Raw genomic sequence first — 25,839 nt, 5'->3', positions numbered from 1 at the left:
CGGCGAAGGGACCTCCGTCGAATTCGCCGGTCCGGCGTCACAAACGGGCCGGGAACTGAATCGCGCGGCAGAATGGAGGCCTATGGAATGGCAATCCGCCGCTGACACGGTCCCGTCGAGCTTCATCACCGAGGCCCAGGCGCGCTCGCTGCTCGGCAAGCCTCCGGCCACGGGTGCCTGGCGTGACGGCGACCCGGTCGGTCACCGGCGGTTCCTGGATGTCGGCCCGTTGCACTTCGAGGCCGGGAGCAGCCTGGGCGCCGTGCGGATCGCCTACGAGACCTGGGGCACGCTCTCGCCCACGGGCGACAACGCCGTGCTCGTGCTGCACGCCCTCACCGGCGACAGCCACGTGGTCGGACCATCCGGACCGGGGCACCACACCGCCGGGTGGTGGGGCGGGATCGTCGGTCCGGGCCTGGCTATCGACACCGACCGGTGGTTCGTCGTCGCTCCGAACATGCTCGGCGGCTGCCAGGGCAGCACCGGCCCGTCCTCGCTGGCGCCCGACGCCGCGGAATGGGGCACCCGTTTCCCCTACCTGACCATCCGCGACCAGGTCGCCGCGCAGGTCGCGTTCGCCGACCGGCTCGGGATCGACCGCTGGGCGGCCGTCATCGGCGGCTCGATGGGCGGGATGCACGCGCTGGAGTGGGCGGTGGAGAAGCCGGCCCGGGTCGAACGCCTCGCCATCCTCGCCGCGCCCCCGGTGTCGACCGCCGACCAGATCGCGCACAACTCGGTGCAGATCGAGGCCATTCGCACCGACCCGCTCTTCCGCGCCGGCGACTACTACGACGCCGCGGACGGCGACGGCCCGACCAGGGGCCTCTCCCTGGCCCGGCGGATGGCGCTGCTCAACTACCGCAGCCCGTCCGAGCTCAATCTGCGCTTCGAGCGCGGCTGGCAAAGCGACATCAGCCCCCTCGGCGCCGGCGGCCGTTTCGCGGTGGAGTCGTACCTCGACTTCCACGGCAACAAGTTCACCCGCCGATTCGATGCCAACAGCTACATCGTCCTCGCCCTGGCCATGAACTCCCACGACATCGGTCGAGGGCGCGGCGGCGTGCCTTCCGCGCTCGCCCGGATCACCGCCAGGACCCTCGTCCTTGGGATCGACAGCGACCGGCTCTTCCCTGTCGACGGCCAGCGGACCATCGCCGCCCATCTTCCGAACAACATCGACGGCAGCGACCCGGTCGTGCTCCAGTCTCCCTACGGGCATGACGGGTTCCTGATCGAACACGATGCCGTCGGCTCCCAGCTGGCCCGGCTCCTCCGCTGACGAGGTCCGTCCGCCGGGGTTGACAGCCGCCGGATTCGGGTAAAACCTGAAGGGGATCAGGGGACGGCGCGCTTGCCGAGAGGACGTCAGCCATGAAGCCAGGATCCGTGGTCATGCTCGTGATCGGAATGCTCCTCGCCCTGCTGGGGATGGGTGTGGTCAGCGGCGGGATCGTCGCGGCCTGGGCCAATTCCGAGCAACGGTCGGGCGGTTTCCTCGAAACCCCCGCCCGTACGTTCTCGGTCGACACCTACGCCCTCACCTCGCCTCACTCCGACGCCGACATGGGCGTGTCCACCGGACTCCCCTTCGACGTCGGAACGATCAGGCTCCGGGCCACGTCGGTCGGGCAGGACGGGGAGATCTTCATCGGGATTGCACCCCAGGCCGACGTCGACCAGTACCTGGCCGGCGTGAACCACACCGTGCTCAGGCAGATGACCTTCGCCCCGTTCCGGGCCGAGTACGACGACGTGGCCGGACCCAACGAGCCGGAGCCGCCGGACGAGCAGACCTGGTGGACGGAATCGGTCTCCGGTTCGGGCGAACAGCAACTCGAGTGGGACATCCAGTCCGGAAACTGGGCCGTCGTCGTGATGAACGCGGACGCGAGCCCCGGCGTGGACGTGTCCCTACAGGCGGGAGCGCGGTCCGATCTGCTCGGGCCACTGGCCGTCGGGCTGCTGATCGGCGGCGGCCTCCTCCTGCTGATCGGCATCATGCTCGTCGTGGCCGGCGCGATCGGCCTCGGGCGGTCGCGCACCCCTCCCGGCCCGGGCCAGGCCGTCGGAGCGGGTCCGGCCGTCGGAGCGGGACCGGCTCCGGGACCGGCGAGCGCGGGCGCCGCCGGCGGTGGCGCCGCCGCGATGGCCGCCGTTCCGGCCGGCGAGCCCGAGTCGTGGGCCTACCCCCGCGCGGTTGTACGGCGAACTGGACCCCCAGCTCTCCAACTGGATGTGGCTGGTCAAGTGGTTCCTCGTGATCCCGCACATCTTCGTGCTGGTGTTCCTCTGGATAGCGTTCGTGTTCAGCTCGATCATCGCCTGGTTCGCCATCCTCTTCACCGGCCGGTACCCCGAATCCATTTTCACGTTCAACGTCGGAGTGCTCCGCTGGAGCTGGCGGGTGGCCTTCTACTCGTATTCGGCCCTCGGAACCGATCGATATCCGCCGTTCACGCTCTCGCCGGCTGATTAGCCCGCCGAACTCGAGGTCGACTACCCGGAGCGGCTTTCCCGGGGGCTGGTGCTGGTCAAATCGTGGCTGCTCGCCATCCCGCACCTCCTGATCGTGGCCGCGTTCACCGTCGGCGGTTGGGCCTGGCGCGCGCCCTCGGACGATGTCACGACCGGCGTCATGACGTACAGCTACGCCGAGGGCCGGACCGATTTCGTCCCGAACGCCGGCCTGTCGCTGCTCGGGGTGCTGGTCCTGGTCGCCGCCGTCATCCTGCTGTTCACCGGGCGCTACCGGCGGGCGCTGTTCGACCTGATCCTGGGGCTGAACCGGTGGTCGTACCGGGTGATCGTGTACACCGCCCTCATGCGGGACGAGTATCCGCCCTTCCGCCTCGACCTGGGCGGCACTGATCCGGCCGCCGCCAGGCGAAACGAGGCCGTGGCGCCCAGCACGGCCTGATGCCCAGGGGAGCGTCACTTCCGGCGCGTGCGGACTCCCGCCTCCTCCTGACCTGGGTCGCCTGGGTGAGCGCGGGAGAGGCCGTGGGGTTCCTGGCGCCGGCGCTCGCGCAGGTGGCGGCAACCCTGCTGAACCCGTCGATGGTCACGGCGGCCCTGGTGGCGGCGGGCGCCGCCGAAGGGGCGCTGCTCGGCTGGTCCCAGGCGCACGTGCTGACCCGCCGGCTCCCCGCTCTCTCGGCGGCCCGGTGGATTGCCGGCACCGCGGTCGCGGCGGCGCGATCGCCTGGTTCATCGGGCTGCTGCTGTGGAGCGACCCCGAGGCCTGGCCGGCCTGGCCGCTCGGCGCGCAGATCGCCGTGGGCGCCCTCGCCGCGGCGGTGCTCCTCTGTTCGATCGGCTTCGCCCAGTGGCTGGAACTGCGCCGCCACCTGGCCGGGAGCGGCTGGTGGGTGGCCGGCACGGCTGCGGCCTGGTGCGTGGGGCTGTCGGTGTTCTTCGCGGTGGCGACCCCGCTCTGGCAGCCGGGCCAGGCGCTGTGGCTCACCCTGGTGATCGGAGTGTGCGCCGGCGCCCTGATGGCCGTGAGCATGGCCGTCGTCACCGGGCTGGTTCTGGTCCGGATGCTCCGCGCAGCCTCGCGCCGGGCGACGTCGGCACCTCCGGCCCGATATGGTGCTGTGTAACGCATCTCACGCGTCAGACGACAGGCGACCATGCAACGCACCTTCACAGAGCGCGACCGCTTATTGAAAGAGCGCGACCGCCTGCTGCGTCGAGCGGCCCGCGCGACCGGCCTGGCCGGTTCCATCACGGCGCTGCTGTGCATGCTCGTCCCGGGCGGCCTGGCCCCCGATATTCTTCTCGGCTGCGTGCTGCTCGTGCTGACAATGGCCGGTTGGCAGTACCTGCTCGGCCGCACCGGCGCGATCCGCTGGGTGGTGATGACCGTGCTCACCGGCATGGCCGTCATCCTGCTGATCGGCTTCGGACGGCCGCCCGAACCCCGGATGAACCTCGTCGAGGAATCCGTCATCGCGGCCGTCGCTGCCGGGGCGATGAGCTCCGTGGCGATCGTCCTCGTGGTGAGCCTGTCCCGGCTGGTGACCCTGGGATCCGTGCTCGGCTTCACCGTGGCCAGCGTCGTCGCCGCCACGGTCACCTCGAACGGCACCATCGTTCCCTTGGCCCTGACGATCTCCGGATGGTTCGCCACCACTCTCGGCGGGTGGTGGATGGGCCAAAGCATCCCTCGTGCGATGCAGCGCATCGCCGCGATCGGGCGCGCCCACCGCGCCGAACGCCATGCGAGCGAGCTCGAAGCGCAACGCCGGCAGGACGCGCGACTCCTGCACGACACCGTCCTGGCCACCCTCACCCTGCTCGCACACTCCGGCGTCGGGGTCAGCCCCGACGCTCTGCGGGAACAGGCCGGGGACGACGCCCGGCTGCTGCGGCAGCTGCGCCTGGGCGGGCTGCCCACGCCGCGGCGTTCGGGCGTGTACACACTGGAACCGGCGAGCGAATCCACCCTCGGCAACACGCTCGAGTCGGTCAAACAGCGCTTCGGCCGGATGGGGCTGGAGGTGGACTGGCACGGCAGCGGGCAGGTCCTGCTGCCCAGCACGGTCCTCGATTCCTTCCTGCTCGCCCTCGGCGAGTGCCTGGAGAACGTGCGTCGCCACTCCGGCGTCAAACGCGCCGATGTGACGATCACGGATGACGACACCACCGTCCGCGCGATGGTCACCGACGCCGGGGTCGGCTTCGACCTCGACGGAGTCGGCAGCGAACGTCTGGGCTTCACCGAGTCGGTCGTGGCCAGGCTCCGGGACGTCGGCGGCAACGCCCGCCTGTTCTCGTCGCCCGGGTCGGGCACGACGGTTGTGCTCGAGGTGCCCAAGTGAGCCGCCCGACCGTGGAACCGGGCGCGGCCATTCCGGGCGCGGTGAGCCGTGCCTCCCTGACCGCCGGCGCCGCAGGCCAGGCCCCCGCGAGTCCCGGCACCACACGCCCGGACGCGCGCCGGAGCCTGCGCCGGACGGGCCGCATCGTCAAGGCCGCCCGCGCCGACCCGAACGGCCTCGGCGGCCGGCACCTGGGTGTCGGACTGGTCTTCAGCGGCGGATCGATCGCCGTCTTCCTGTTCTGGCGCTTCGTGGTTCAACTGCCCAGCACGCCGAGCCCGCTGCCAAGCCTGGCCGCCTGGCTGATCCTGCTCATCGCCACGGTCTTCACGGTCGCGGTCGTGCAGAGATCGTCCACGCGGATGCCGCCCTGGCTGTTCGCGTTCGCGCTCATCACCGGCGCGGTTGTCGTCATCCTCGACCTGGCCGGGTCGGCCGGCCAGTCCTACGCCGACGTCTACCCCACCGCTGCCCCGGCCGTCGGGGCGATGCTCACCGGCCTGGTCACCCTGCGCGAGCCCCGCGATGTGCTGGCGGCAACGTGGGTGCTCGGCGTGCTGACGGCCGGTGCGGCACTCATCGAGGACCGCGCCAGCCTGCTCACCCTGGCCCCCGAGATCCTCAGCATCGCCCTCGGCATCGTCCCGCCGGTGCTCGGTGTGATCATCGTGCGGTCGTTCCGTCGGATGGTGGAGCTGGAACTGGACCTGGTCCTGGTGCAGAGCACCGTCTCCCAGCCCCGCTACGCCGTCGGCATGCTCGCCTCGGAGGAGCTGGCCCGGCTCGACCTCGACGCCGAGACGCTCCTCGACGACGTCGCGCAGGGGCGCACTCCCCTGCCGCTGGCACCGGAGACCTCCTCCACTGCGGCTTCCCTCGCGACGCAGCTGCGGCTCCACCTCATCAACGGCCGCACCGAGACCTGGCTGCACCACGCCGTCACCGAATCGGAGTTCCTCGGCCCGTCCGTGACAGTGCAGGACCCATCCGGGCTCGCCGGGCTGCTGGCGCCGAGCCAGCGCGATGCCCTCCTGCTCACGATCTGGCTGTTGATCAGCGACACCGCCCGGACCGCGTCGACGGTTTCGCTCACCCTGGGGCCGATATCGCCCACCCATGGCGCGGTTTCTCGCAAGAAGGTCCGATTCCCGATCGAATTGGTGACGACAGGTGTGCCACGCCGCCGAGTAGACCCCGAGACGTGGCAAGCTATCCGAATAGTCGGCCCTCACGTCGATACCATTCGGGACGGAAGTCTTCGCGTGGATATCGAATGCAGTGTCGACAATCCCGCGGACGCCTAGGATTCCCAGGTGGCCTACCGGGGCCAGAGGCAGTTGGAGGAAGCAGTGACGCACAGCAACGGTCCCATCCGCTTGGCCCTGGTCGACGACCACCGAATGCTCCTGGGTGCCCTCACCGAGTGGATCCGCGGCGCCGCCGACGACATCGACATGGTGGCCGCCGTGACGACCTGGCCGGAGCTGCTCACCCACCCCGAGTTCCCGGTCGATGTCGTGCTGCTCGACCTCGACCTCAAAGACAACATTCCCGTGTCGCTGAAGATCTCGACGCTGAAGACGACGGGCGTCAAGACCGTGCTCATGAGCACCTACTCCGAGCCGGCCCTGGTGCGGGAGGCGCTCGCCGCCGGCGCGCTCGGCTACCTCGTCAAGAGCGAAGAGGCCGGCATGATCGTCGAGGCGATCCGCGCGGCCTACAACGGCGAATCGTACATCTCGGCCGAACTCGACCTCGCCCTCAACGCCGGCTCAGACGGGGACTCCCCCCGCCTGAGCGCGCAGGAGCGCCGCGTGATGGCTCTCTACGGCGCCGGTGAGCCCGTGAAGGCCGTGGCCTACCAGCTGGGCATCTCCGAGGAAACGGCCAAGTCGTACCTCAAGCGCATCCGGGAGAAGTACCGCCTGGCCGGCCACGACGTCGGCACGAAGGTCGCCCTGCGCAAGCGCGCCATCCGCGACGGAATCCTGCTCCAGACCGATTAACCGCCCGTCAGGGGTTCCCAAGCGAGACCCCCACCGCTCTATGGAGGTTCGAAGGCCTGGCGGCGGATTCTGTGCCCGTTGCGCCTCCCGCTTGCGGACGTCTTTCGGGCGCGCAGCTTGACGACCCGCTGGTCGCTCGCCTGTTCAGGTGGCATCGCGCAACGACGCAGAGCGCGACTGAGACGCCCCTGGCAAAGGGGTTGGGACGAGCTACTACCGGCTGCCCGTGGCGCTGGGTAGGATCACGATATGGGACGACAGTCAGAGCGGCGAGCATCTCCTAAAGAGGCACGGCATCGCTCGGCCGTCGTCGCGTTCGCAATACCGGCTGCTCTCAGCGTCCTCCTGCTCGCTGCGTGTGCTGCGACCGTTTCGCCACCGGGTGCGGAACCCAGCCCGATGGAGGAGTCGGCACTCAGCAGCAAACCCGACGAGATGCTCATGTGCCAAGGCACCCCCGTGCCAACACAGGCGCTGACCACACCAAGGCCGGCCACCGAGCTGCCGGCCGAGGTCCTGTCCGTGCTCGATGACCCCGCGCTTGGCATCGAAGAGCCACTCTCCGAATGGCTGATCGCACACGAGAGCGCAGAACTCGTGACCATCATGCACGAACTCGACGAGCCCGTCGATCTGGGTGCAGGGGACATCCGTTCATACGCCCTGATCACGATCGCCGCCGCCGCAGAGCAGGCAATTCCACTCGAGGCGCCATGGGGTCTTCATCGATCAACGCTTTGCACGCCGACGATTGATCTCGGTTCGTTCACCGAGGCTGGAGTGACGCTCGACCCGGATGCACTGCCTCAGAGTGGCGACGAACGGATCGCCTTGCTCGTCACTGAGCGGGAGTGCAACTCGGGCCAGCTGGCGATCGATCGGATCGAGCTCATCGAGCTCATCGAGACTAAGACCACCGTGGAACTCGTCATCGGAGTTCAACCGAGCACGGGCGGGACTTGCGTGTCGAATCCGCCAACACCGTTCACCGTCGACCTCGAGCAGCCACTTGCCGGCCGCACGATCCTGAATGCCGCCGTCGCTCCGGCGCGTGCGGTTACCCGGCCGCAGTCGTGAGTTACGGCGGACGCTCCGCCACATCAGGCACGTAACAGCGGGACGCACCTTGAGGACGCGCTCACTGCGATCCGGGCCAGAGGGGGGCGCCTATTTCTCGCTACGAACGCGAGCCCTTTACGCGGCAGCGTTTGGCGACCCATGGTTGTCCCGGCAAAGGTTCGGCTGCCGAGACGAGGACTACAGGACTGCCCGGCCGAGCGCCTCAATTGTTGGAATCCACGACCGTCTGTTTGTTCCCGATGACCGGCAGCGGTTCGTCCTCTATTGAGTACTCCACGAGCGTCGAGCTTGTGGAGGTCTTCGTACCCACCAGGATGGCGGCGACCAGCCGATCCCGAAGCGGGCCCGGGAATCCGAACTCAGCAATCGGGAATTCGCCGTGGGTGGTCATGATGTGATTTTAGCTGCGAGGCTCGCGAGCCAGACCCGCAAAGTGTTCGGCTTCCGGCGTCCACTCCGGTCGGTGTGTGACGAGCGACTCGCAGCCCCATCGGCGCTGGGTGCCCAGTGTGGAAGGCTCGGAATGTGAAATCGGACCCTCAGCTTGTGGCGTATGCGGCCAAGATGCGACAGCACATCATCGACGGGACGGATCTTGAGGTCGACGCCCGATTCGTCGACATGCTCGCTCGCCGGGGTTCGACGGAGCTCGATATCGGCTGTGGGCACGGATCGGCCGTCAGCGGGCTTCGTGCTCGTGGACACGCCGCATTCGGGATCGACCCAACTCCTGAGGTGTTGGACGTTGCCCTGGACAACTTCGACTCGGAATGGTTTCGAGAACTCATCCTGCACTAGCCCCTGCTGGGTCCAGGACGCCGCATCGCTGCTTGAGCCGGCACTTGGTGCACATGCCGGCAACGCAATACACGACCGATCGATCTGTAGACGGGAACGCCCGCGACTACGTCCACATAGTTCGTGATTTGCGCCGAATCAGGTACTCGTGAAACTTGGGCGCCGTGTATTCGTAGAGTCCCTTTTGCAGCCGGTAAACCACGCCCTGGTCCGCTAGCCTACCCATCAGGACGTTGACGTTGCCCTGTTTGCGGGAAGTGACCTTGTGTATGTCAGCCGTCCGCAGCGGCGGATAATCGCAGTCGCCGGTGAGCAGGAGAAGGTCCTGCTCGGCAGGCGTCAGGGAGTCGATCCGGGGTGAGTAGAAATCGTGGTCCAACCGTTTGAAGATCGTCTCGCGGAGACCCTTCAGCAGGTCCGCGGTCAAGACATTCGATGATGTGTCGACGGCCTCGTCCCAGAGTTCGGCACCCCACAGTTGCACGAAGTACGGATAGCCTTCCACGTCGTCCATTACCGCAGTGACGAGGTCTTCGCTGGCCTCTCTACCGGTGCCATCCAGTGGGCGAAGGAACGCTTCACGTGTCTGGTCCCGCGTCAGGCGGCCTACCTCTTCTCCCCGGAACATACGCTCGCTGTAAGTTCGAGCCTTGAGGAGGTTCGCGATCAGGGTAGGCAATCCGCACAACACGAGTGCGATCGGCACCTGCTGTTCCTGGAGCGTGTTGATTGCGGCGACGAGCAGCGACAGCGGATGCTGCCCGTCGCGGTCCTTGTCATCCACGAGTACCTGCGCCTCGTCGAGCATCAGGACAAGTCCGGCCCTTCCGGATTTCACCGCGATCCGAACCGTTTCCAGAAGGTCGGCTGCCAGGTTGGATTCCTTCGAATTTGCCGAGCCGCCCAGGGATACGGTGACATCTTCAAATGTCATGGTTGCCACCGATCGCGCACCAGTGATGACGGCCTCCGTCTTTTGGCGAAGGCTCTCGGCCCGCGATACTTGGGCCTGTACGTCCAGGAGAAGATCGTGAAGCACTCCGACGATGGCGTCTTCGCGATTGTGTCGAGGCTCTAATTGCAGCCTGGCGACGGCCCAGTTGAGCTCCCCCTTCGTGACCTCTTCGAAGTGCTTGAGCAACACGGTCTTCCCCACGCCGCGGAGCCCGGTAATGCGATAGTTGGCCGGGATCTCGGGTGCTCCCCTGAGTATCGCCCGCAGGATTCGTTCCTGACTTTCGCGCCCCGCAAGAAAGAGCGGCGTGTTCGCCGCTCCGGGACGATATGGGTTCTTGATAGGAACTCCCCGGCTTATCGGTACTTACAAAATATTGTTATTATTCGTGATTCTAACAGATACTCTTTAGAACCAAATAGCCGGGCAACTGACAACTTCGCCGCTGTCAGGGACGGCGGCGCGGCCCACGTTGGCCAGGGGTATCGCTAGGTGGCCGGCACGACCATGATCGCCGCGGTTCCGTAGGGCACGTGCACGCCCAACCGCCGGCGCGAACGGTCGATGGCGAAGGTCACGACCGCGAGCAGGATGCCGAGCCCGCTGAGCCCCAGCCCGATCCACACCGGGGCGACGTAACCCAGGCCGGCCGCAATGGCGACGCCGCCGAGGTAGGCGCCGAGGGCGTTTCCGACGTTGAGCGCCGAGTGGTGCAGTGCCGCGGCGATCGACTGGCTGTCGTGCGCGACATCCATCAGCCGGGTCTGGATCGTCGGCCCCAGGGCCGCAGCCGCCGCGCCGACCAGGAACACGCCCGCCAGCAGCCCGGCCAGGAATTGCGCCGAGAGCGCCAGCGCGGAGAGCGCGACCAGCAGGACGCCGAAGGCGCCGTACATCGTGCGCCGCACGCTGCGGTCCGCGAGCACGCCGCCGACCAGGTTGCCGATGGTCATGCCGGCGCCGATGACGACGAGCACGATCGGCACGGCCCACGCGGCCAGGCCGGTGACGTCCATCACCAGCGGGGAGACGTAGGTGTACACGGCGAAGAGGCCGCCGAAACCGATGGCGCCGATCAGGAGCGCCAGCCACACCTGCCGCCGGCCGAGCGCGCGCAGTTCCCTCCGGATGCTGCTGTGCGGGTTCCCTGGCTGGAAGGGGACGACCAGGGCGACGGCCAGGAAGGTGAGCGCGAAGATGCCCGCCACGGCGAGGTACGCCACGCGCCATCCGGCGACCTGGCCCAGCCAGGTGATCGCGGGGACGCCGATCACGTTGGCGATGGTCAGGCCGGAGAGCACCACGGCGATGCCCCTGGCCCGTTTGCCCGGCCCCATCAGGTCGGCCGCGACGAGGGAGGCGATACCGAAGTAGGCGCCGTGCGGGAGCGCCGCGACGAACCGGGCCGCGAGCACCAGCCCGAAGCTCGGCAGCAGGGCGGAGGCGATGGTCCCGAGCGTGAAAGCGACGAGCAGGGCGAGCAGCAGTTTCTTCCGCGGCCAGCGGGTCGCGGCCGCGGCGATGGTCGGCGCCCCGACGACGACGCCCAGCGCGTAAGCGGAGATGAGCCAGCCCGCCTGCGCGTTGGCGACATCCGGCTGCGCCGCGTAAAGCCCCGGCAGCAGGTCCGCGGCGAGGTTGGGCAGCAGGCCCATGGCCACGAACTCGGTCGAGCCGATCGCGAAGCCGCCCAGGGCCAGGGCGAAGAGGGCAAGACGAATACGGGCCGGCGACAGCTGCGTCGGCCCGTGGGTGGAGGGGGGCATGCCTCCAGCCTACGGCGTGGTGTCCCGGCCTTCCCTGAGCGCGGCTTCCAGGCGCTCGACCTTGCCGGTCAGCTCGCCGGGTCGGCCGGTTCGGATGTCCGCCTTGAGCACGAGGGACACCCTCGGCCCCCAGGCTGCGACGGCCTCGGTCGCGGCCTTGACCACCGCGAACACCTCGTCCCACTCCCCCTCGATCGTCGTGAACATCGAGTCGGTGTGGTTGGGCAGGCCGGATTCGCGCACCACGCGCACCGCCGCGGCGACGGCGTTGTGCACCGATCCCTCCGCGTCGTTGGCACCGGACGGGGCTACTGAGAATGCGACCAACATGGTTACTCCTTCGGATCGGGGGTGAGCCGGCGTGCGCCGGTCCGGTAGTCGGGACGTGGGGATCGCCAGATCTCCCGGATCGCCCAGCCGAGCAGGACGACCTCGAGCAGGTTCCGCAGCGTGAGCAGCAGGACCATGGCGGGGTGCGCCAGAAGCAGCCAGTCGTAGAGGTGCGGGTAGATCAGCTGGGTCAGGCCGGCCAGGACGGCGACCAGCACAGCGGGCGTCCGCCAGGCGCCGGGGCGCACCAGCAGCCCGAAAATGACGGGGGCGACCAGCCAGCCCATGAACTGCGGCGACCCCACCTTGTTGAAGACGATCAGGGTCAGCACGAGGGCCAGCAGCAGCGGCGGATACAGGCGGTCGAAACCGGCGCCGTCCCGCATGGCGCGCCAGCCGAGCAGCAGCACGGCGACGACGGCGAGCGCCAGGAGGGGCGTCATCAGCGCGATGGCGAGATCGATGCCGGGCCCGGTCACCTGGTAGGTCAGGATCTCGTGGTCGTAGTAGAGGAAACTGCCCGGCAGCCCGGCAGCAGCCTGCCACATCCAGGCGAGCCCCACCGATGATTCGATCTGGATGCCGCGACCGGTCTGCTCGGTGACGAAGCTGAACGCGGTGAGGCCGCTGCCGAGGATGAGGGCGATCAGCACGATCACGGCGCTCGTTCCGGCGGCGGTTGCCAGCACCCGGCCGCGGTCCCTCGACGCGACGACCAGGGCGGCGACCGCCGCGAACGGCCACACCTTCACCCAGGTTGCGATCGTGAGCAGCGCCGCCCCCCAGAGCGGGCGCGATTCGAGCAGGAGCAGGGCCACGATCACGATCGGCACGGTGACCGAGTCGATCCGGGCCAGGGCGACGGGCCCGAGCAGGAGCAGGAAGCCGAGCCACCACCAGGCCGCACGGGTCGCGGCCTCCCCCGGGCGACGGAGCAGCAGCGCGAAGGCGGCGGCATCCAGCAGCGTGACGATACCGAGCCAGGTGGCCGCGTACAGCGCCGGTCCGAAGGCGAGAGCGAGGATGATCGGCCCGAACGCCAGGATCGGGTAGACGAAGGGCGTGTCGATACCGACCTGGAAGCGCCCCGACGCGGCCCCTTCGGCCCAGGACCGGTACACCTGCTCCACGTCACCGAGCGGCCAGCCCGGGCTGACGAAACAGAGCAGGATCAGCAGCGCGTGCACGAGCCCGAATGCGCTCCAGAGCGCGGTCCGCCTCGCGCCGAAGGGCCGGCCGCGAACGACGGCGGCCGGGGCGTCCGGGGCGGTCACGTTCACTCTCCCCCGCGCGCGCCCAGCAGCTCCGCGATCGCCCCGGGCACCGCCTCGGCCACATCGAGGGCGGCGATCGGCCCGCCGGCCGAGGCCCGGTCGGCGGCCAGCGCCTGGATCAGCGCTGCGGTCGCGGCCAGCGCGGCGATCGATTCGGCATCAGCCGCGATCCGGTCGGAGTGGGTCGCGAGCAGGGCTCCGAGGATGCCCCCGAGCACGTCGCCGGATCCGGCCGTCGCCAGCCAGGCCGGCGCGGTCGAGACGGTCAGGAGCGCGCCGGAGGGCGAGGCGACGTGGGTCACGGCGCCCTTGAGCAGCACCGTCACCCGCAGCGCCTCAGCCGCGCGGATGGCCCACTCGCCGGGGGCGGCCGCGATCTCGGCGGCGGTCACCGGGCTTCCGCCCGCGGTGAGCAGGCCGGCCAGTTCGCGGAAGTGCGGGGTGATCACCGTCGGCCCGGTCGCCCGGCCGGCCAGGCCCAGGGCCCCGGCGTCGCAGACGGTGGGCAGCCCCTCGGCGAGGGCGCGCTCGAGCGCCGCAGTGGCCCCGGCACCGCGCTCCCTGGGGTTCATGCCGGAGCCCAGCAGCCAGGCCTGAACCCGGCCCGGGACGGTGACGACCTCCGGCCGACGCTGGAGCACGAGGGTCGATGCGCGTTCGGGGCCGAGGTAGCGCACGAGGCCGACGCCGGTGCGCAGCGCCGCCTCGACGCCGAGGACCGCCGCGCCCGGGTAGTCATCGGAGCCCGTGTGAATCCCCAGGACCCCGCGGGAGTACTTGTCGTCGGTGCGCCCCGGCACGGCGATCCAGTCCCGAGCCTGCTCGGCTTCCCATTCCAGCCATCCCCGCCGTTTTACCATGCCCCCACGATAGGTTGTTTCGAGATCGATTGGTCAGTCGCGCCCTGCGCCCGACCGTCACCCGCGCCCCCCAAGGATCCCAGTGACCACTGCCGCCCTGTTCGAACCGCTGAGCGTGCGCGGAGTCACCTTCCGAAATCGCCTGTGGGTCGCCCCGATGTGCCAGTACGCGATTGCCAAGAAGGACGGCGTCCCCGGAGACTGGCACCTGGTGCACCTCGGCTCGATGGCCGCCGGCGGCGCCGGCCTCGTCATTGCGGAGGCGAGCGCGGTCAGCCCCGAGGGTCGCATCTCCGACGTCGACACCGGCCTCTGGAACGACGCGCAGGCCGAGGCCTGGACCCGGATCGTGCGCTTCATCCACTCGCAGGGAGCGGCAGCGGGCATTCAGCTCGCCCACGCCGGCCGTAAGGCATCGGTCTGGCCCGCGTGGGGCGCGGATCGGCACGGGACGATGGCGGAGGAGGACGGCGGCTGGCAGACCGTGTCGGCCTCGGCTGTGCCGTTCCCCGGATACGACGCCCCGGTTGCCCTGGACGCGGCCGGGATCGACGCCGTCATCGGCGATTTCGCTGCCGCCGCCCGTCGAGCGGTGGGCGCCGGCTTCGACGTCGTCGAGATCCATGCCGCGCACGGCTACCTGCTGCACCAGTTCCTCTCCCCCCTGAGCAACCACCGCACCGACGAGTTCGGCGGGTCGCTGGAGAACCGCGCCCGGCTGCTCCTCAGCGTGGTCGAGGCGGTGCGCTCCGCGATCGCGGACACCGTTCCCCTGCTGGTGCGGTTCTCCGCGACCGACTACGCGCCGGGCGGATGGGACGAGCGGCAGACCGCCACGGTGGCCGGCTGGGCGGCCGCGGCCGGGGCGGACTTCTTCGACATCTCCTCGGGAGGCAACGTCTCGGGCGTGCGCATCCCGCTCTCGCCCGGCTACCAGGTGCCGCTTGCAGCATCCGTCAAGGCCGAGGCGGATGCCAGGGTCAGCGCGGTCGGACTCATCACGACCGCGGCCCAGGCCGAACTGATCGTGGCGTCGGGCCAGGCCGACGCGGTGATGCTCGGCCGCGAGCTGATGCGCGACCCGCACTTCCCCCTGCGGGCCGCGCACGAACTCGGCGTCACCCTCGACTACTGGCCGCCGCAGTACCTTCGCGCCCAGTGGCCGGAACCGGAGGACCGGGCTACGTCTGCTGCGTGAGGCAGAGGGTGTTGCCCTCACTGTCGATGAACCAGGAGCCGCGCTCGCCGTCCATCGTCGCGACCCCGTTCTCCGTCTTCAGCCCGGGCAGGTCGTACTCCTCGAAGACGACTCCGCGACCGCGCAACTCCGCCATCTCGGCCTCGATATCGGCAGTTGTCCAGCACATCTGGGTGTTCCTGGCCGTGCCGGCGTTACTCGTTTCGTAGAGCAGGAACGCGGCCCCGGACGCCATCCGGTAGACGAGGCCGCCGGGAGTCTCCTCCGCAACCTCCAGTCCCAGCTTGTCGCGGTAGTACTCCCTGGCGCGTCCCAGGTCCTTGGCCGGGAGCACCGCGATGAGCTCAGAATTTTTCAGCATGATTTGCCTCCTTCTTCAACCCCAGCGCACAGGCTACGCCGGGGTCGCGCCCGGCGCGAGGGGCCCGTTACTCTCGGCGGGTGGCATCCTGGACTTCGCCGACGAGCTCCTCGATGATGTCCTCGAGGAAGAGCACCCCGGTCGTCTCGCCGGCCGAGGTGAACGTCCTGGCCACGTGCGCCCCGGTGCGACGCATGGTCGCCAGCGCGTCCTCGAGTTCGGTGCCCTCGAAGATCGAGGCCAGCTGCCGGACGCGCTTGGCCGGGATCGGTTCGGCGTAGGTTCCCTGGCCGGCGCCGGCGGAGGCGTCGCCGTCGAGGTCGATGACGTCCTTGAGGTGGATGTACCCGGTGAGCTCCCGGCTCGGGTTGACCAGGACGTACCGGGAGAACCCGTGCTTGGAGACCGCCCTCTCCACGTCGGCGGGGCTGACCGGTTCCGGCAGGCTGACCAGCTTGGCCAGCGGCACCGCGACATCCTTCACCGTGCGGTTGGTGAATTCGAATGCGGCGCTGAGCGCGCCGCTGCCGTCGAACAGGAGGCCTTCCCTGGTCGACTGGCTGACGATGGTGGCGACCTCGTCCAGCGTGTAGGTGCTGGTCGCCTCGTCCTTGGGCTGCACGCCGAACAGTCGCAGCACCCCGTTCGCGGCCCAGTTGAGCGCGACGATCACGGGCTTCACGAGCCGCCCGAACAGCACGAGCGGCGGGGCGAAGATGAGCACGGCACGGTCCGGTACCGAGAACGACAGGTTCTTCGGCACCATCTCGCCCAGCACGACGTGCAGGTACGAGACCACCAGGAGCGTGATCGCGAAGGCGATCACCCCGATGGCCTCCTCCGGCAGCCCGGTCAGGGCAAGCGGGCCCTCGAGCAGGTGGTGGATCGCCGGCTCGGAGACGTTCAGGATCAGCAGCGAGCAGATCGTGATTCCCAGCTGCGTGGTGGCCAGCATCAGGGTGGCATTCTCCATCGCCCAGAGCGCGGTCTTGGCGCTCCGTTTCCCGGCTTCGGCGAGCGGTTCGATCTGGGATCGGCGCGCGGAGATCACGGCGAACTCGGCCGCGACGAAGAAGGCGTTGGCGGCGAGGAGCACCACCAGCCAGACGATTCCTGCCCAGTCGCTCATGCCTTGCCCCCCGCGCGCTCGGTCTCGGTTGGTGCCCGGCCGTCCGGTGTGAACCGGAGCCGGTCTATTCGGCGCCCGTCGAGGCGTTCCACGGTCAACTCTCCCCCTGGGATCAGCACGGTGTCGCCGACCACGGGCAGCCGGCCGAGTTCGCTCATCACGAAGCCGGCGACGGTTTCGTACGGCCCGTCCTCGGGCACGACGATGGCGGTGCGCTCGACCAGTTCGTCCGGGCGGAGCATGCCGGGGAAGGTGAGCGAATCCGGCGACCTGACCACCCCGGCGCGGGTGCGGTCGTGCTCGTCCGCCACCTCGCCGATGAGTTCTTCGACCAGGTCTTCGAGCGTGGCGACGCCGGCGGTGCCGCCGTATTCGTCGACCACGACCGCCATCTGGTAGCCGCGGCCCCGCAACTCGGCGAGGAGCCCGTCGAGTTTCATCGTCTCGGGCACGCGGAGGGCATCCGACTGCAGCGCGGAGACGGGGACATCCGCCCGGCGTCGCCTGGGCACGGCCACGGCCTGCTTGACGTGAACGATGCCGATCACGTCATCGACGCTCTCGTCGACGACCGGGAAGCGGGAGTAGCCGGTCTGCTTCGTCAGGTCGATGACGGCCTGGGCCGATGCGGTCCGCTGGATGCTGGCGACCCGCGGCCTCGGGGTCATCACGTCGGAGGCCGTGTGGCTCGAGAAGAGCAGGGTGCGGTGCAGCAGGGTCGCCGTGTCCTTCTTCAGCAGCCCGGCGCTGGCCGAACGGCGCAGCAGCGAGGACAGTTCCTCCGCCGTGCGCGCCCCGGAGAGCTCCTCCTTGGGTTCGATGCCGACCATCCGCAGCAGGCCGTTCGCGCTGCCGTTGAGAAGGACCACGGCCGGCTTGAACACGGTCGTGAACACCGTCTGGAACGGAATCACCAGCTTCGCGGTGTGGATCGGCAGGGCCAGGGCGAAGTTCTTCGGAACGAGCTCACCGATGATCATCGAGACCAGGGTGGCGATGACGATCGCGATGGTCGTCGCGATGACGGGCACGGTGGCCTCGGCGAAGCCCAGGCCGGTCAGCGGCGGGGTGAGCAGCGAGCTGAGGGCGGGTTCCATGGTGAAACCGGTCAGCAGCGTGGTGAGCGTGATGCCCAGCTGAGCGCTGGAGAGGTGGGTCGACGTGATCTTGAGCGCCGAGATGGTCAGGCCCAGACGCGTCTCGCCGCGGTCGCGCCTCGCCTCGAGCTCGGAGCGGTCGAGGTTGACCAGGGCGAACTCGCTGGCCACGAACAGGCCGGTGCCGACGGTCAGGAGCAGGCCGACGCCGAGCATCAGCCACTCAAACATGGCTTCCACCGCACGTCAGGTGGGAAAGCCCGGTCCGCGAACGCGCGGGGTGAGGGGGTAACGGACAGGGGCTGGGCGAAGCTGCAGGGTGGGGGTCGTCCATTATCTTTCAACTATACCGGCCGGGCACGAGCGGAGGTCGGCGCGCTCACCACGACACGTGCAGAGCCTTGCCCTCCTCGTAACCGGCCGCCGACTGCACCCCGACGCGGGCCCGTTCGTGGAACTCCTCGATCGTCGTCGCCCCCGCGTAGGTGAACGAGCTGCGCACGCCGGAGGTGATCATGTCGAGCAGGTCCTCGACCGATGGGCGGAGCGGGTCGAGGTAGATCTTCGAGCTGGAGATCCCCTCGGCGAACAGAGTCTTGCGGGCCAGCTCATAGGCGTCGAGGCGGTCGAAGCGCTGGCGGACGGCCTTGGTGGAGGCCATGCCCCAGCTTTCCTTGAACAGGGCTCCCGTGGCATCCGCGGACAGGGTGCCGGGCGCCTCGATCGTGCCGGCGAACCAGGAACCGATCATGACGGATGCCGCCCCGGCCGCCAGCGCCAGGGCGACATCGCGGGGATAGCGCACCCCGCCGTCCGCCCAGACGTGGGCGCCGAGCTCCCGCGCGGCGGCGGCGGTCTCGAGCACCGCGGAGAACTGCGGGCGGCCGACCGCCGTCATCATGCGCGTCGTGCACATGGCTCCGGGACCGACACCCACCTTGACGATGCTGGCGCCGGCCTTGACCAGGACGGCCACGCCTTCGGCGGTGACGACATTGCCCGCCACGATCGGAATGCCGAGATCAAGGTCCGCGACGGTCCGGATGGCCGTGACCATCCCGGCCTGGTGGCCGTGCGCGGTGTCGATCACGATCACGTCGACGCCGGCCGCGGCGAGCGCACGGGCCTTGGCCGCGATGTCGCCGTTGAGGCCGAGCGCGGCGGCCACCCGCAGGCGGCCCTGGGCGTCGACAGCGGGCTCGTAGAGGGTGGCGCGCAGTGCACTCTTGCGGCTGAGCGTGCCGACGATCTCACCGTGATGCAGCACGGGCGCGAAGTCGAGGTCGGCGGCCGTCATCAGGTCGAACGCGCCCCGCGGGCCGTCGAGGTCGTCGGCGTCGAGGGAGGCCAGCGCACCGTGCAGGAGGTCGCCGAGGCGCGCATCCGGCAACGCGGTCGCCAGCCGGGAAGCGACGATGCAGCCGACGTAGCCGCCCTGCGCGTCGTGGATCAGGATTCCCTGCCCGTCCGCCGGCGGCACCTGGCGCAGCGCCATCGCCACGGTGTCTTCCGGGGCGAAAACGAAGGGTGTGTCGAACCGCACCGACTGCGCCTTGACCCAGCGGATGGCGGCATCGAGGTCCTGCAGGGGCATGTCCTGGGGCAGCACCCCGAGCCCGCCGCGGCGAGCGAGCGTGGCGGCCAGGCGCGGTCCGGTGACGGAGTTCATGTTCGCGGCGACGATGGGCAGGGTGGCGCCCGTCCCGTCTCCCGGAGCGAGGGAGACGTCGAGGCGACTCCTGACCTCCGATTGGCTCGGCACGAGGAAGACATCGGAGTAGGTCAGGTCGTTGCTCGGAAACGCTCCATAGAACTGCATGGAAATAAAGCTAGCCCTCCACGCCGATGAACGCAGCCGCTCCCGAGGGGATTAGGCTGGACAGACAGCTTGACCCGGCGATTTTGTGATCGTGCGGGGGCATTCAGAATCAACGAAGAGAGTGGGCGATCGGCTTGTCTAGCCAGTTGACCGGTGGTGGATCCGACGAGACTACGTCGGGTGAATTCGGAGCGAATGAGTGGCTCGTGGACGAGCTGTACGAAAGGTACCTCGTCGACAAGTCCCTCGTCGACGAGTCGTGGTGGCCGGTCCTGGAGAGCTACCACCAGACCGCGACCGGCGCAGGTGCGCAGACCGCGGCCGAGCCCGTGACGGCCGAGCCCGCGGCCGAGACACCCGCTGCAGCGGCACCGGCACGGGCCGCGGAGAGCGCCCCGCCCGCCGCCGCTCCCGGCTCGCAGCCTCAGGCGCGCACCACATCCCTCGCCGCCAAGCCGCTCCCGGTCCCCGCCGACGCGCCGATCACGAGCCCTCAGGCCATCATCACCGACGGTGAAGCGGCGGAAGCCAAGGACGTCGTCACGCCCCTCCGCGGCATGTCGAAGAGCCTGGCCGCGAACATGGCCACCAGCCTCACCGTGCCGACGGCGACGAGCGTGCGCACCATTCCCGCCAAGCTTCTGATCGACAACCGCATCGTCATGAACAACCACATGAAGCGAGCCCGCGGCGGCAAGGTCTCCTTCACCCACCTCATCGGCTGGGCCCTGATCCGGGCGCTCAAGATGTTCCCGAGCCAGAACGTGTTTTACGACGAGGTCGACGGCAAGCCGTCGGTCGTCGCCCCGGCCCACGTCGGCCTCGGCATCGCCATCGACCTGCCGAAGCCCGACGGCACCCGGTCACTGATGGTCCCCGCGGTCAAGCGTGCGGACACGATGACCTTCGGCGAGTACCTCTCCGCCTACGAGGACCTCGTCACCCGGGCCCGCAAGGGCAAGCTGACCGCCGACGACTTCTCCGGCGCCACCGTGTCGCTCACCAACCCGGGCGGTATCGGCACCGTGCACTCCGTGCCCCGCCTGATGAAGGGCCAGGGCTGCATCATCGGGGCCGGCGCCCTCGACTACCCGGCGGAGTTCCAGGGCGCGAGCGTCAAGACCCTCACCGGCCTGGCCATCTCCAAGACCATCACGCTGACCAGCACCTACGACCACCGGGTCATCCAGGGTGCCGGCTCCGGCGAGTTCCTCAAGATCGTGCACGAGCTCCTGACCGGCCAGCACAACTTCTACGAGGACATCTTCTCGGCGCTGCGCATCCCGTACGACCCGATCCATTGGGCCCCGGACATCAGCGTCGACCTGGCCAGCGCCGTCGACAAGACCGCCCGGGTGCAGGAACTCATCAACGCCTACCGGGTCCGCGGCCACCTGATGGCCGACATCGACCCGCTGGAGTACAAGCAGCGCAGCCACCCCGACCTGGACATCGCCAACCACGGGCTCACCTTCTGGGACCTGGACCGCGAATTCGTCACCGGCGGTTTCGGTGACAAGCGCCTGATGCTCCTCCGCGACATCCTCGGCGTGCTCCGCGACTCCTACTGCCGCACGACCGGCATCGAGTACATGCACATCCAGGATCCCGGCCAGCGCAAGTGGGTCCAGGAGAAGATGGAGAAGTCCTACGTCAAGCCCACCCACGACGAGCAGATGCGCATCCTGGGCAAGCTCAACGAGGCAGAGGCCTTCGAGACCTTCCTCCAGACGAAGTACGTCGGCCAGAAGCGGTTCAGCCTCGAGGGCGGTGAATCGACCATCGCGCTGCTCGACTCGATCCTGCAGGGTGCGGCCGACCACAAGCTCGACGAGGTCGCGATCGGCATGGCCCACCGCGGCCGGCTGAACGTGCTGACCAACATCGCCGGCAAGACCTACGGCGAGATCTTCCGCGAGTTCGAGGGCACCCAGGACCCCCGCACCGTCCAGGGCTCCGGCGACGTGAAGTACCACCTGGGCACCGAGGGTGTGTTCCGCGGCGCGGACGGCGAGGAGATCTCGGTCTACCTGGCCGCGAACCCGTCGCACCTCGAGGCCGTCGACGGCGTGCTCGAGGGCATTGTGCGGGCCAAGCAGGACCGCAAGCCCATCGGCACGTTCTCCACGCTCCCGGTCCTCATCCACGGCGACGCCGCGATGGCCGGCCAGGGTGTCGTGCTGGAAACCCTCCAGATGTCGCAGCTGCGCGGATACCGCACCGGCGGCACGATCCACCTCGTCGTCAACAACCAGGTCGGCTTCACCACGCCTCCCGGCGAGGGACGCACCTCGGTGTACTCGACGGACGTCGCCAAGACCATCCAGGCGCCGATCTTCCACGTCAACGGGGATGACCCGGAGGCCGTGGTCCGGGTCGCGGAGCTCGCCTTCGATTACCGCCAGGAATTCAAGCGCGACGTCATCATCGACCTGGTCTGCTACCGCCGACGCGGCCACAACGAGGGCGACGACCCGTCGATGACCCAGCCGCTGATGTACAACCTGATCGAGGCCAAGCGCTCGGTCCGGAAGCTGTACACGGAGGGCCTCGTCGGCCGTGGCGACATCACCCAGGAGGAGTACGAGGCCGCGCACCGCGACTTCCAGGACCGGCTCGAGCGCGCGTTCATGGAAACGCACGCCGCCCAGACGTCCTCGACGCCCATCCTCCCCGGTGGCTCGGCTGCCGGCGTGCTCGGCGTGCCGGACGACTCGGCCGGAGAGCCGGAGAAGACCGGGGTCCCCGAGGGCGTCGTGCACCTGATCGGTGACGCGTTCAACAACAAGCCCGCCGGCTTCACGGTGCACAACAAACTGCAGCAGCTGCTGCAGAAGCGCCTCGACATGAGCCGCAGCGGCAACATCGACTGGAGCTTCGGCGAGCTGCTCGCCCTCGGCTCCCTGCTGCTCGAGGGCACCCCGGTGCGCTTCGCCGGCCAGGATGCCCGCCGAGGCACGTTCGTCCAGCGCCACGCGGTGCTGCACGACCGGGTCAACGGCCAGGAGTGGCTGCCGCTGGCCAACCTGAGCGAGAACCAGGGACAGTTCTGGATCTACGACTCCCTGCTCAGCGAATACGCGACCATGGGCTTCGAATACGGCTACTCGGTCGAGCGCGCGGACGCCCTCGTGCTCTGGGAGGCCCAGTTCGGCGACTTCGCCAACGGCGCCCAGACGATCATCGACGAGTTCATCTCGTCGGCCGAGCAGAAGTGGGGACAGCGTTCCTCCGTCGTGCTCCTGCTTCCGCACGGCTACGAGGGCCAGGGACCCGACCACTCCTCGGCGCGGATCGAGCGTTTCCTGCAGCTGTGCGCGGAGAACAACATGACCGTGGCCCGGCCGTCGACCCCGGCGTCGTACTTCCACCTGCTGCGCCGCCAGGCGTATATGCGTCCGCGCCGCCCGCTGATCGTGTTCACGCCCAAGTCGATGCTGCGACTGCGCGGCGCCACCAGCGGCGTGGCCGACTTCACCAACGGCAAGTTCGAACCGGTCATCGACGATGCGCGCATCACCGACCGCAACGCGGTCAAACGGGTGCTCTTCATGGCGGGCAAGCTCTACTACGACCTGTTGAACGAGCTGGAGAAGAACCCCAACCCCGAGATCGCACTGGTGCGGCTGGAGCAGTTCTACCCCCTGCCCTCCGTCGAACTCAAGCACGTGGCCGAGTTGTACCCGAATGCCGAGCTGGCGTGGGTGCAGGACGAGCCGGAGAACCAGGGCGCGTGGCCGTTCTTCTACCTCGAGACGAACAAGCTCGGCCCGCGGGCCATGCGGCTCTTCTCCCGGGCGGCATCCGCGTCACCCGCGGCCGGGTCGGCCAAGCGCCACGCCGCCGAACAGGCCGAGCTGCTGCGCCAGGCGCTGACGCTCTAACCGCTTCTCGCCGAGAGTCGCCGTTCCTGCCGAGAGTCGCCACTGGAACGGCGGTTCTCGGCAGTTTCGGCGATTGTCGACGGCTGCGGGCGGTGGGTGAGCGCCGAGATTGACGGTTGCGGCCGAGTTTGCCCCGTGCGCGGGGCAACCTCGACCGGAACAGGCCAACTCGGCGCATCCGTGGGCCCGGGCGGCGGCGCTGCGCTACGGGCGCCGAGCCAGCTTGCCGGGCCACCAGATCGCCGGGCCGATGTCGTAGGCGAGCGCCGGCACGAGCAGCGACCGCACCAGGAACGTGTCGAGCAGCACCCCGAACGCCACGATGAACGAGATCTGGGCGAGGAAGAGGATCGGCAGCACCCCCAGGGCCGCGAACGTCGCCGCGAGCACGATCCCGGCCGAGGTGATCACCCCGCCGGTGGCCACGAGCCCGCGCAGGATGCCCGGCCTGGTGCCGTGCAGGATGGACTCCTCCCGCACCCGCGTCATCAGGAAGATGTTGTAGTCGATTCCGAGCGCCACCAGGAAGACGAACCCGAACAGCGGCACCGACGGATCGGCCCCGGGGAAACCCAACAGGTCGTTGAACACCCAGGCCGACACACCGAGCGCCGCCCCGAATGAGAGCACGACCGTGAGGACGAGCAGCACCGGCGCCAGGATCGAACGCAGCAGCATCATCAGGATGAGCAGGATCACTCCGAGGATGACCGGGATGATCAGCGTGCGGTCGTGGATCGCGGTGTCGTTCGTGTCCACCGCGATCGCCGTCGTCCCGCCGACGAGCACGCCGGCGTCGACGTCGGCCAGGGCCGTGCGCAGTTCGCGCACGGTGGACTCGGCCGCCGCGGAATCCCCGACGTCGTCGAGCGTCGCCTGGAGCATCACGCGGCCGTCGATGACGGTCGGCTCGCCGACGGGGGTTCCGGGCGGCCCGACCGGCGCCAGCCCCTCCGTCGTGACCGGCAGCGAGCCGCTCACCGAATCCGCTGAGACAACGGCGACCGAGTCGACCCCCGCCGTGCCCAGGATGACGTCGGCCAGGTTCTGCAGCTCGCCCTCCGGCCCGATCACGATCGTCGGCGTTCCGGACCCGCCGGGGAAGTGTTCGGCGAGCACGGCCTGCCCGTCGCGGGCCTCCGACGCTCCGAGCACGAAGTCGCTTTGCGGCACGCCGTCGGCCTTGAACTGGAGCACGCCGATCGACGCCACCGCGAGCAGCAGGGTGGAGGCGACCCAGACGAGGCGGGTGCGCCGGCTGACCAGGCGGGCGACCGCGGGCCAGAGCCCGCGGCCCGCGCCGGCGAGGTTCGGGTGGGCCGAGCCGACGGCCGGACGGAGGGGCCAGAACGCGGTGCGCCCGGCCCAGAGGAGCAGCGCGGGCAGCAGGGTCAGCGCCGCGAGCACGGCGAAGGCGATCCCGATCGCGGAGACCGGGCCGAGGGCCTTGTTGGAGTTCAGGTCGCTGAGCAGGAGGCAGAGCAGCCCTGCGATCACGGTCCCGCCGGAGGCGAGCACGGGCTCGAGCGATCCGCGCAGCGCCACCAGCGTCGCGTCCCACTTGCGCTCGTGGTCGCGCAGCGCCTCGCGATACCGCGACACGTAGAGCAGGGAGTAGTCGGTCGCCGCGCCGATCACCAGGATGAACAGGATGCCCTGGGTCTGCCCGGTCAGGATCAGCACGTCCGCCCCGGCGAGCGCCACGACGACGAGCACCGACGCGCAGAGCGCGGCGAGGCTCGTGCCGAGCACGATCAGCGGCAACAACGGCGACCGGTACACAATGATCAGGATCAGCAGCACGGCGGCGAGCGCGGTGAGCAGCAGGATGCCGTCGATGCCGGCGAAGGCGCCGGACAGGTCCGCGATCAGCCCGGCCGGACCGGTGGCGTACACGTCGACCCCGTCGATCGGGTGGGCGGCGAGGTAGTCGCGGATTTCGCCAACGGATTCGGCCGGCTTCACCGCGGTGTCGAGGGGCAGGAAGACCTCCGCGGCCTGACCGTCGTCAGAGACGATGACCGGGGAGACGGAACCCGGCACCACCCCGTCGATGGTGGCGAGCTCTGCGACCTGGGCCTCGATGTCGGCCAGGTCCGCCTCGGTGAGGGCGCCGTCGCTCTGGTACACGAGCACGCCGGGCAGGGTGTCGCCGCCGCGGAACTCCGATTGCAGCGCCTGCACCCGGGTGGCATCCGCGCTGGCCGGCAACTGCTGCGCCTGGTCGTTTGTGGCGACCTCGCTGATCTTGCCGAAGGAGGCGCCCCCAGCGCCGAACAGCCCGAACCAGACCAGGATGAGCGCAACCGGGATGAGGACGCGCAACCAGGTGGGCACTCCGGAGTCCGTCTTCCGGCTGGGGTCTTTCAGGGGCGCAGTCGCAGCAGTTTTGGTCACGGTACCGAGATTATCGACCCCGTTGCCCGCTCCTCGTCGTCCAAAAGGTTGAAACG

24 protein-coding genes are annotated in these 25,839 nt (G+C 69.1%); 11 read left to right on the top strand and 13 right to left on the bottom strand.

All coding sequences use genetic code 11. The features are described 5' to 3' along the window. Positions 1 to 82 precede the first annotated feature (82 nt). Complete coding sequence (locus tag E3T54_RS15225) at positions 83 to 1,285, top strand: homoserine O-acetyltransferase (RefSeq protein ID WP_134476413.1); 1,203 nt, start codon at positions 83 to 85, stop codon at positions 1,283 to 1,285. Positions 1,286 to 1,553: 268 nt separating this feature from the next. On the opposite strand, the gene E3T54_RS17475 is transcribed toward E3T54_RS15225, so the two are convergent. After that, complete coding sequence (locus E3T54_RS17475) at positions 1,554 to 1,853, bottom strand: hypothetical protein (RefSeq protein WP_166804942.1); 300 nt, start codon at positions 1,851 to 1,853, stop codon at positions 1,554 to 1,556. A gap of 64 nt (positions 1,854 to 1,917) precedes the next feature. Beyond that, entirely contained in the window at positions 1,918 to 2,253 is a 336-nt protein-coding gene (locus tag E3T54_RS17470) for a hypothetical protein (RefSeq protein WP_166804941.1), read from the bottom strand. Here E3T54_RS17470 and E3T54_RS17465 point away from each other — a divergent pair. The 7 genes from E3T54_RS17465 to E3T54_RS15195 all read left to right on the top strand — a co-directional run bounded on the left by E3T54_RS17465 (position 2,240) and on the right by E3T54_RS15195 (position 7,912). Beyond that, positions 2,240 to 2,482, top strand: a complete 243-nt coding sequence (locus E3T54_RS17465) for a DUF4389 domain-containing protein (protein ID WP_241977257.1) — start codon at positions 2,240 to 2,242, stop codon at positions 2,480 to 2,482. The genes E3T54_RS17470 and E3T54_RS17465 overlap by 14 nt on opposite strands. Positions 2,483 to 2,530: 48 nt before the next feature. Further along, positions 2,531 to 2,923 (top strand): DUF4389 domain-containing protein, encoded by a 393-nt coding sequence (locus tag E3T54_RS17460; RefSeq protein ID WP_241977256.1) that lies wholly within the window; start codon positions 2,531 to 2,533, stop codon positions 2,921 to 2,923. A 247-nt stretch (positions 2,924 to 3,170) separates the two neighbouring features. After that, complete coding sequence (locus E3T54_RS17455; protein ID WP_241977255.1) at positions 3,171 to 3,608, top strand: hypothetical protein; 438 nt, start codon at positions 3,171 to 3,173, stop codon at positions 3,606 to 3,608. 30 nt (positions 3,609 to 3,638) lie between these two features. Further along, positions 3,639 to 4,829 carry a sensor histidine kinase gene (locus E3T54_RS15210; RefSeq protein ID WP_134476412.1) on the top strand — a complete coding sequence of 397 codons (1,191 nt, stop codon included), beginning with the start codon at positions 3,639 to 3,641 and terminating at the stop codon, positions 4,827 to 4,829. After that, the gene (locus E3T54_RS15205) at positions 4,826 to 6,133 is read left to right on the top strand and encodes a hypothetical protein (RefSeq protein ID WP_134476411.1); all 1,308 of its coding nucleotides are present in this window, start codon (positions 4,826 to 4,828) and stop codon (positions 6,131 to 6,133) included. Before E3T54_RS15210 ends, E3T54_RS15205 begins: the two co-directional genes overlap by 4 nt. A 45-nt stretch (positions 6,134 to 6,178) precedes the next feature. Continuing rightward, positions 6,179 to 6,835, top strand: a complete 657-nt coding sequence (locus E3T54_RS15200) for a response regulator transcription factor (protein WP_092323027.1) — start codon at positions 6,179 to 6,181, stop codon at positions 6,833 to 6,835. Between the two features lie 459 nt (positions 6,836 to 7,294). Beyond that, a complete protein-coding gene (locus E3T54_RS15195; protein WP_134476410.1) occupies positions 7,295 to 7,912 on the top strand; it encodes a hypothetical protein in 618 nt (205 codons plus the stop codon). A gap of 205 nt (positions 7,913 to 8,117) precedes the next feature. Here E3T54_RS15195 and E3T54_RS15190 read toward each other — a convergent pair whose 3' ends face one another. After that, positions 8,118 to 8,306 carry a hypothetical protein gene (locus tag E3T54_RS15190; protein ID WP_174844436.1) on the bottom strand — a complete coding sequence of 63 codons (189 nt, stop codon included), beginning with the start codon at positions 8,304 to 8,306 and terminating at the stop codon, positions 8,118 to 8,120. Between the two features lie 134 nt (positions 8,307 to 8,440). Between E3T54_RS15190 and E3T54_RS15185 the strand changes: the two genes are divergently transcribed. After that, the gene (locus E3T54_RS15185) at positions 8,441 to 8,713 is read left to right on the top strand and encodes a methyltransferase domain-containing protein (protein WP_241977254.1); all 273 of its coding nucleotides are present in this window, start codon (positions 8,441 to 8,443) and stop codon (positions 8,711 to 8,713) included. Positions 8,714 to 8,819: 106 nt separating this feature from the next. Here the strand turns inward: E3T54_RS15185 and E3T54_RS15180 are convergent, their stop codons facing one another. The 5 genes from E3T54_RS15180 to E3T54_RS15160 form a co-directional block, all read right to left on the bottom strand. After that, entirely contained in the window at positions 8,820 to 10,010 is a 1,191-nt protein-coding gene (locus E3T54_RS15180; RefSeq protein WP_255452898.1) for an ATP-binding protein, read from the bottom strand. Positions 10,011 to 10,156: 146 nt separating this feature from the next. Further along, positions 10,157 to 11,434 carry an MFS transporter gene (locus tag E3T54_RS15175; protein WP_134476408.1) on the bottom strand — a complete coding sequence of 426 codons (1,278 nt, stop codon included), beginning with the start codon at positions 11,432 to 11,434 and terminating at the stop codon, positions 10,157 to 10,159. 9 nt (positions 11,435 to 11,443) lie between these two features. After that, complete coding sequence (locus E3T54_RS15170) at positions 11,444 to 11,764, bottom strand: thiamine-binding protein (RefSeq protein WP_134476407.1); 321 nt, start codon at positions 11,762 to 11,764, stop codon at positions 11,444 to 11,446. Positions 11,765 to 11,766: 2 nt separating this feature from the next. Next, complete coding sequence (locus E3T54_RS15165) at positions 11,767 to 13,038, bottom strand: glycosyltransferase 87 family protein (RefSeq protein ID WP_134476406.1); 1,272 nt, start codon at positions 13,036 to 13,038, stop codon at positions 11,767 to 11,769. A gap of 2 nt (positions 13,039 to 13,040) precedes the next feature. Next, on the bottom strand, positions 13,041 to 13,898 hold the full coding sequence (locus E3T54_RS15160) for an ADP/ATP-dependent (S)-NAD(P)H-hydrate dehydratase (protein ID WP_134476405.1): 858 nt from the start codon (positions 13,896 to 13,898) through the stop codon (positions 13,041 to 13,043). 82 nt (positions 13,899 to 13,980) lie between these two features. Here E3T54_RS15160 and E3T54_RS15155 point away from each other — a divergent pair, with 82 nt between their 5' ends. Beyond that, positions 13,981 to 15,096 (top strand): NADH:flavin oxidoreductase/NADH oxidase, encoded by a 1,116-nt coding sequence (locus E3T54_RS15155; protein ID WP_134476404.1) that lies wholly within the window; start codon positions 13,981 to 13,983, stop codon positions 15,094 to 15,096. On the opposite strand, the gene E3T54_RS15150 is transcribed toward E3T54_RS15155, so the two are convergent. The 4 genes from E3T54_RS15150 to E3T54_RS15135 all read right to left on the bottom strand — a co-directional run bounded on the left by E3T54_RS15150 (position 15,080) and on the right by E3T54_RS15135 (position 19,502). Beyond that, a complete protein-coding gene (locus E3T54_RS15150) occupies positions 15,080 to 15,457 on the bottom strand; it encodes a VOC family protein (RefSeq protein ID WP_092323034.1) in 378 nt (125 codons plus the stop codon). The two genes, E3T54_RS15155 and E3T54_RS15150, sit on opposite strands and share 17 nt — an antisense overlap. Positions 15,458 to 15,524: 67 nt before the next feature. Next, positions 15,525 to 16,586, bottom strand: a complete 1,062-nt coding sequence (locus E3T54_RS15145) for a hemolysin family protein (RefSeq protein ID WP_134476403.1) — start codon at positions 16,584 to 16,586, stop codon at positions 15,525 to 15,527. Then, entirely contained in the window at positions 16,583 to 17,914 is a 1,332-nt protein-coding gene (locus tag E3T54_RS15140; RefSeq protein ID WP_092323037.1) for a hemolysin family protein, read from the bottom strand. The genes E3T54_RS15145 and E3T54_RS15140 overlap by 4 nt, the downstream gene beginning before the upstream one ends. Before the next feature lie 148 nt (positions 17,915 to 18,062). Further along, on the bottom strand, positions 18,063 to 19,502 hold the full coding sequence (locus tag E3T54_RS15135; protein ID WP_134476402.1) for a GuaB1 family IMP dehydrogenase-related protein: 1,440 nt from the start codon (positions 19,500 to 19,502) through the stop codon (positions 18,063 to 18,065). Positions 19,503 to 19,636: 134 nt separating this feature from the next. Between E3T54_RS15135 and E3T54_RS15130 the strand changes: the two genes are divergently transcribed. After that, a complete protein-coding gene (locus tag E3T54_RS15130; protein ID WP_134476401.1) occupies positions 19,637 to 23,386 on the top strand; it encodes a multifunctional oxoglutarate decarboxylase/oxoglutarate dehydrogenase thiamine pyrophosphate-binding subunit/dihydrolipoyllysine-residue succinyltransferase subunit in 3,750 nt (1,249 codons plus the stop codon). 204 nt (positions 23,387 to 23,590) lie between these two features. On the opposite strand, the gene E3T54_RS15125 is transcribed toward E3T54_RS15130, so the two are convergent. Continuing rightward, entirely contained in the window at positions 23,591 to 25,783 is a 2,193-nt protein-coding gene (locus E3T54_RS15125) for an MMPL family transporter (RefSeq protein ID WP_370255607.1), read from the bottom strand. Positions 25,784 to 25,839: the final 56 nt, after the last annotated feature.

Origin of the sequence: Cryobacterium sp. Sr8 (assembly GCF_004403225.1) — a bacterium.
GTDB lineage: Bacteria > Actinomycetota > Actinomycetes > Actinomycetales > Microbacteriaceae > Cryobacterium > Cryobacterium psychrotolerans.
The sequence above is the reverse complement of the archived record's forward strand: the minus strand, read 5'-3'. Positions and strand labels throughout refer to the sequence as shown.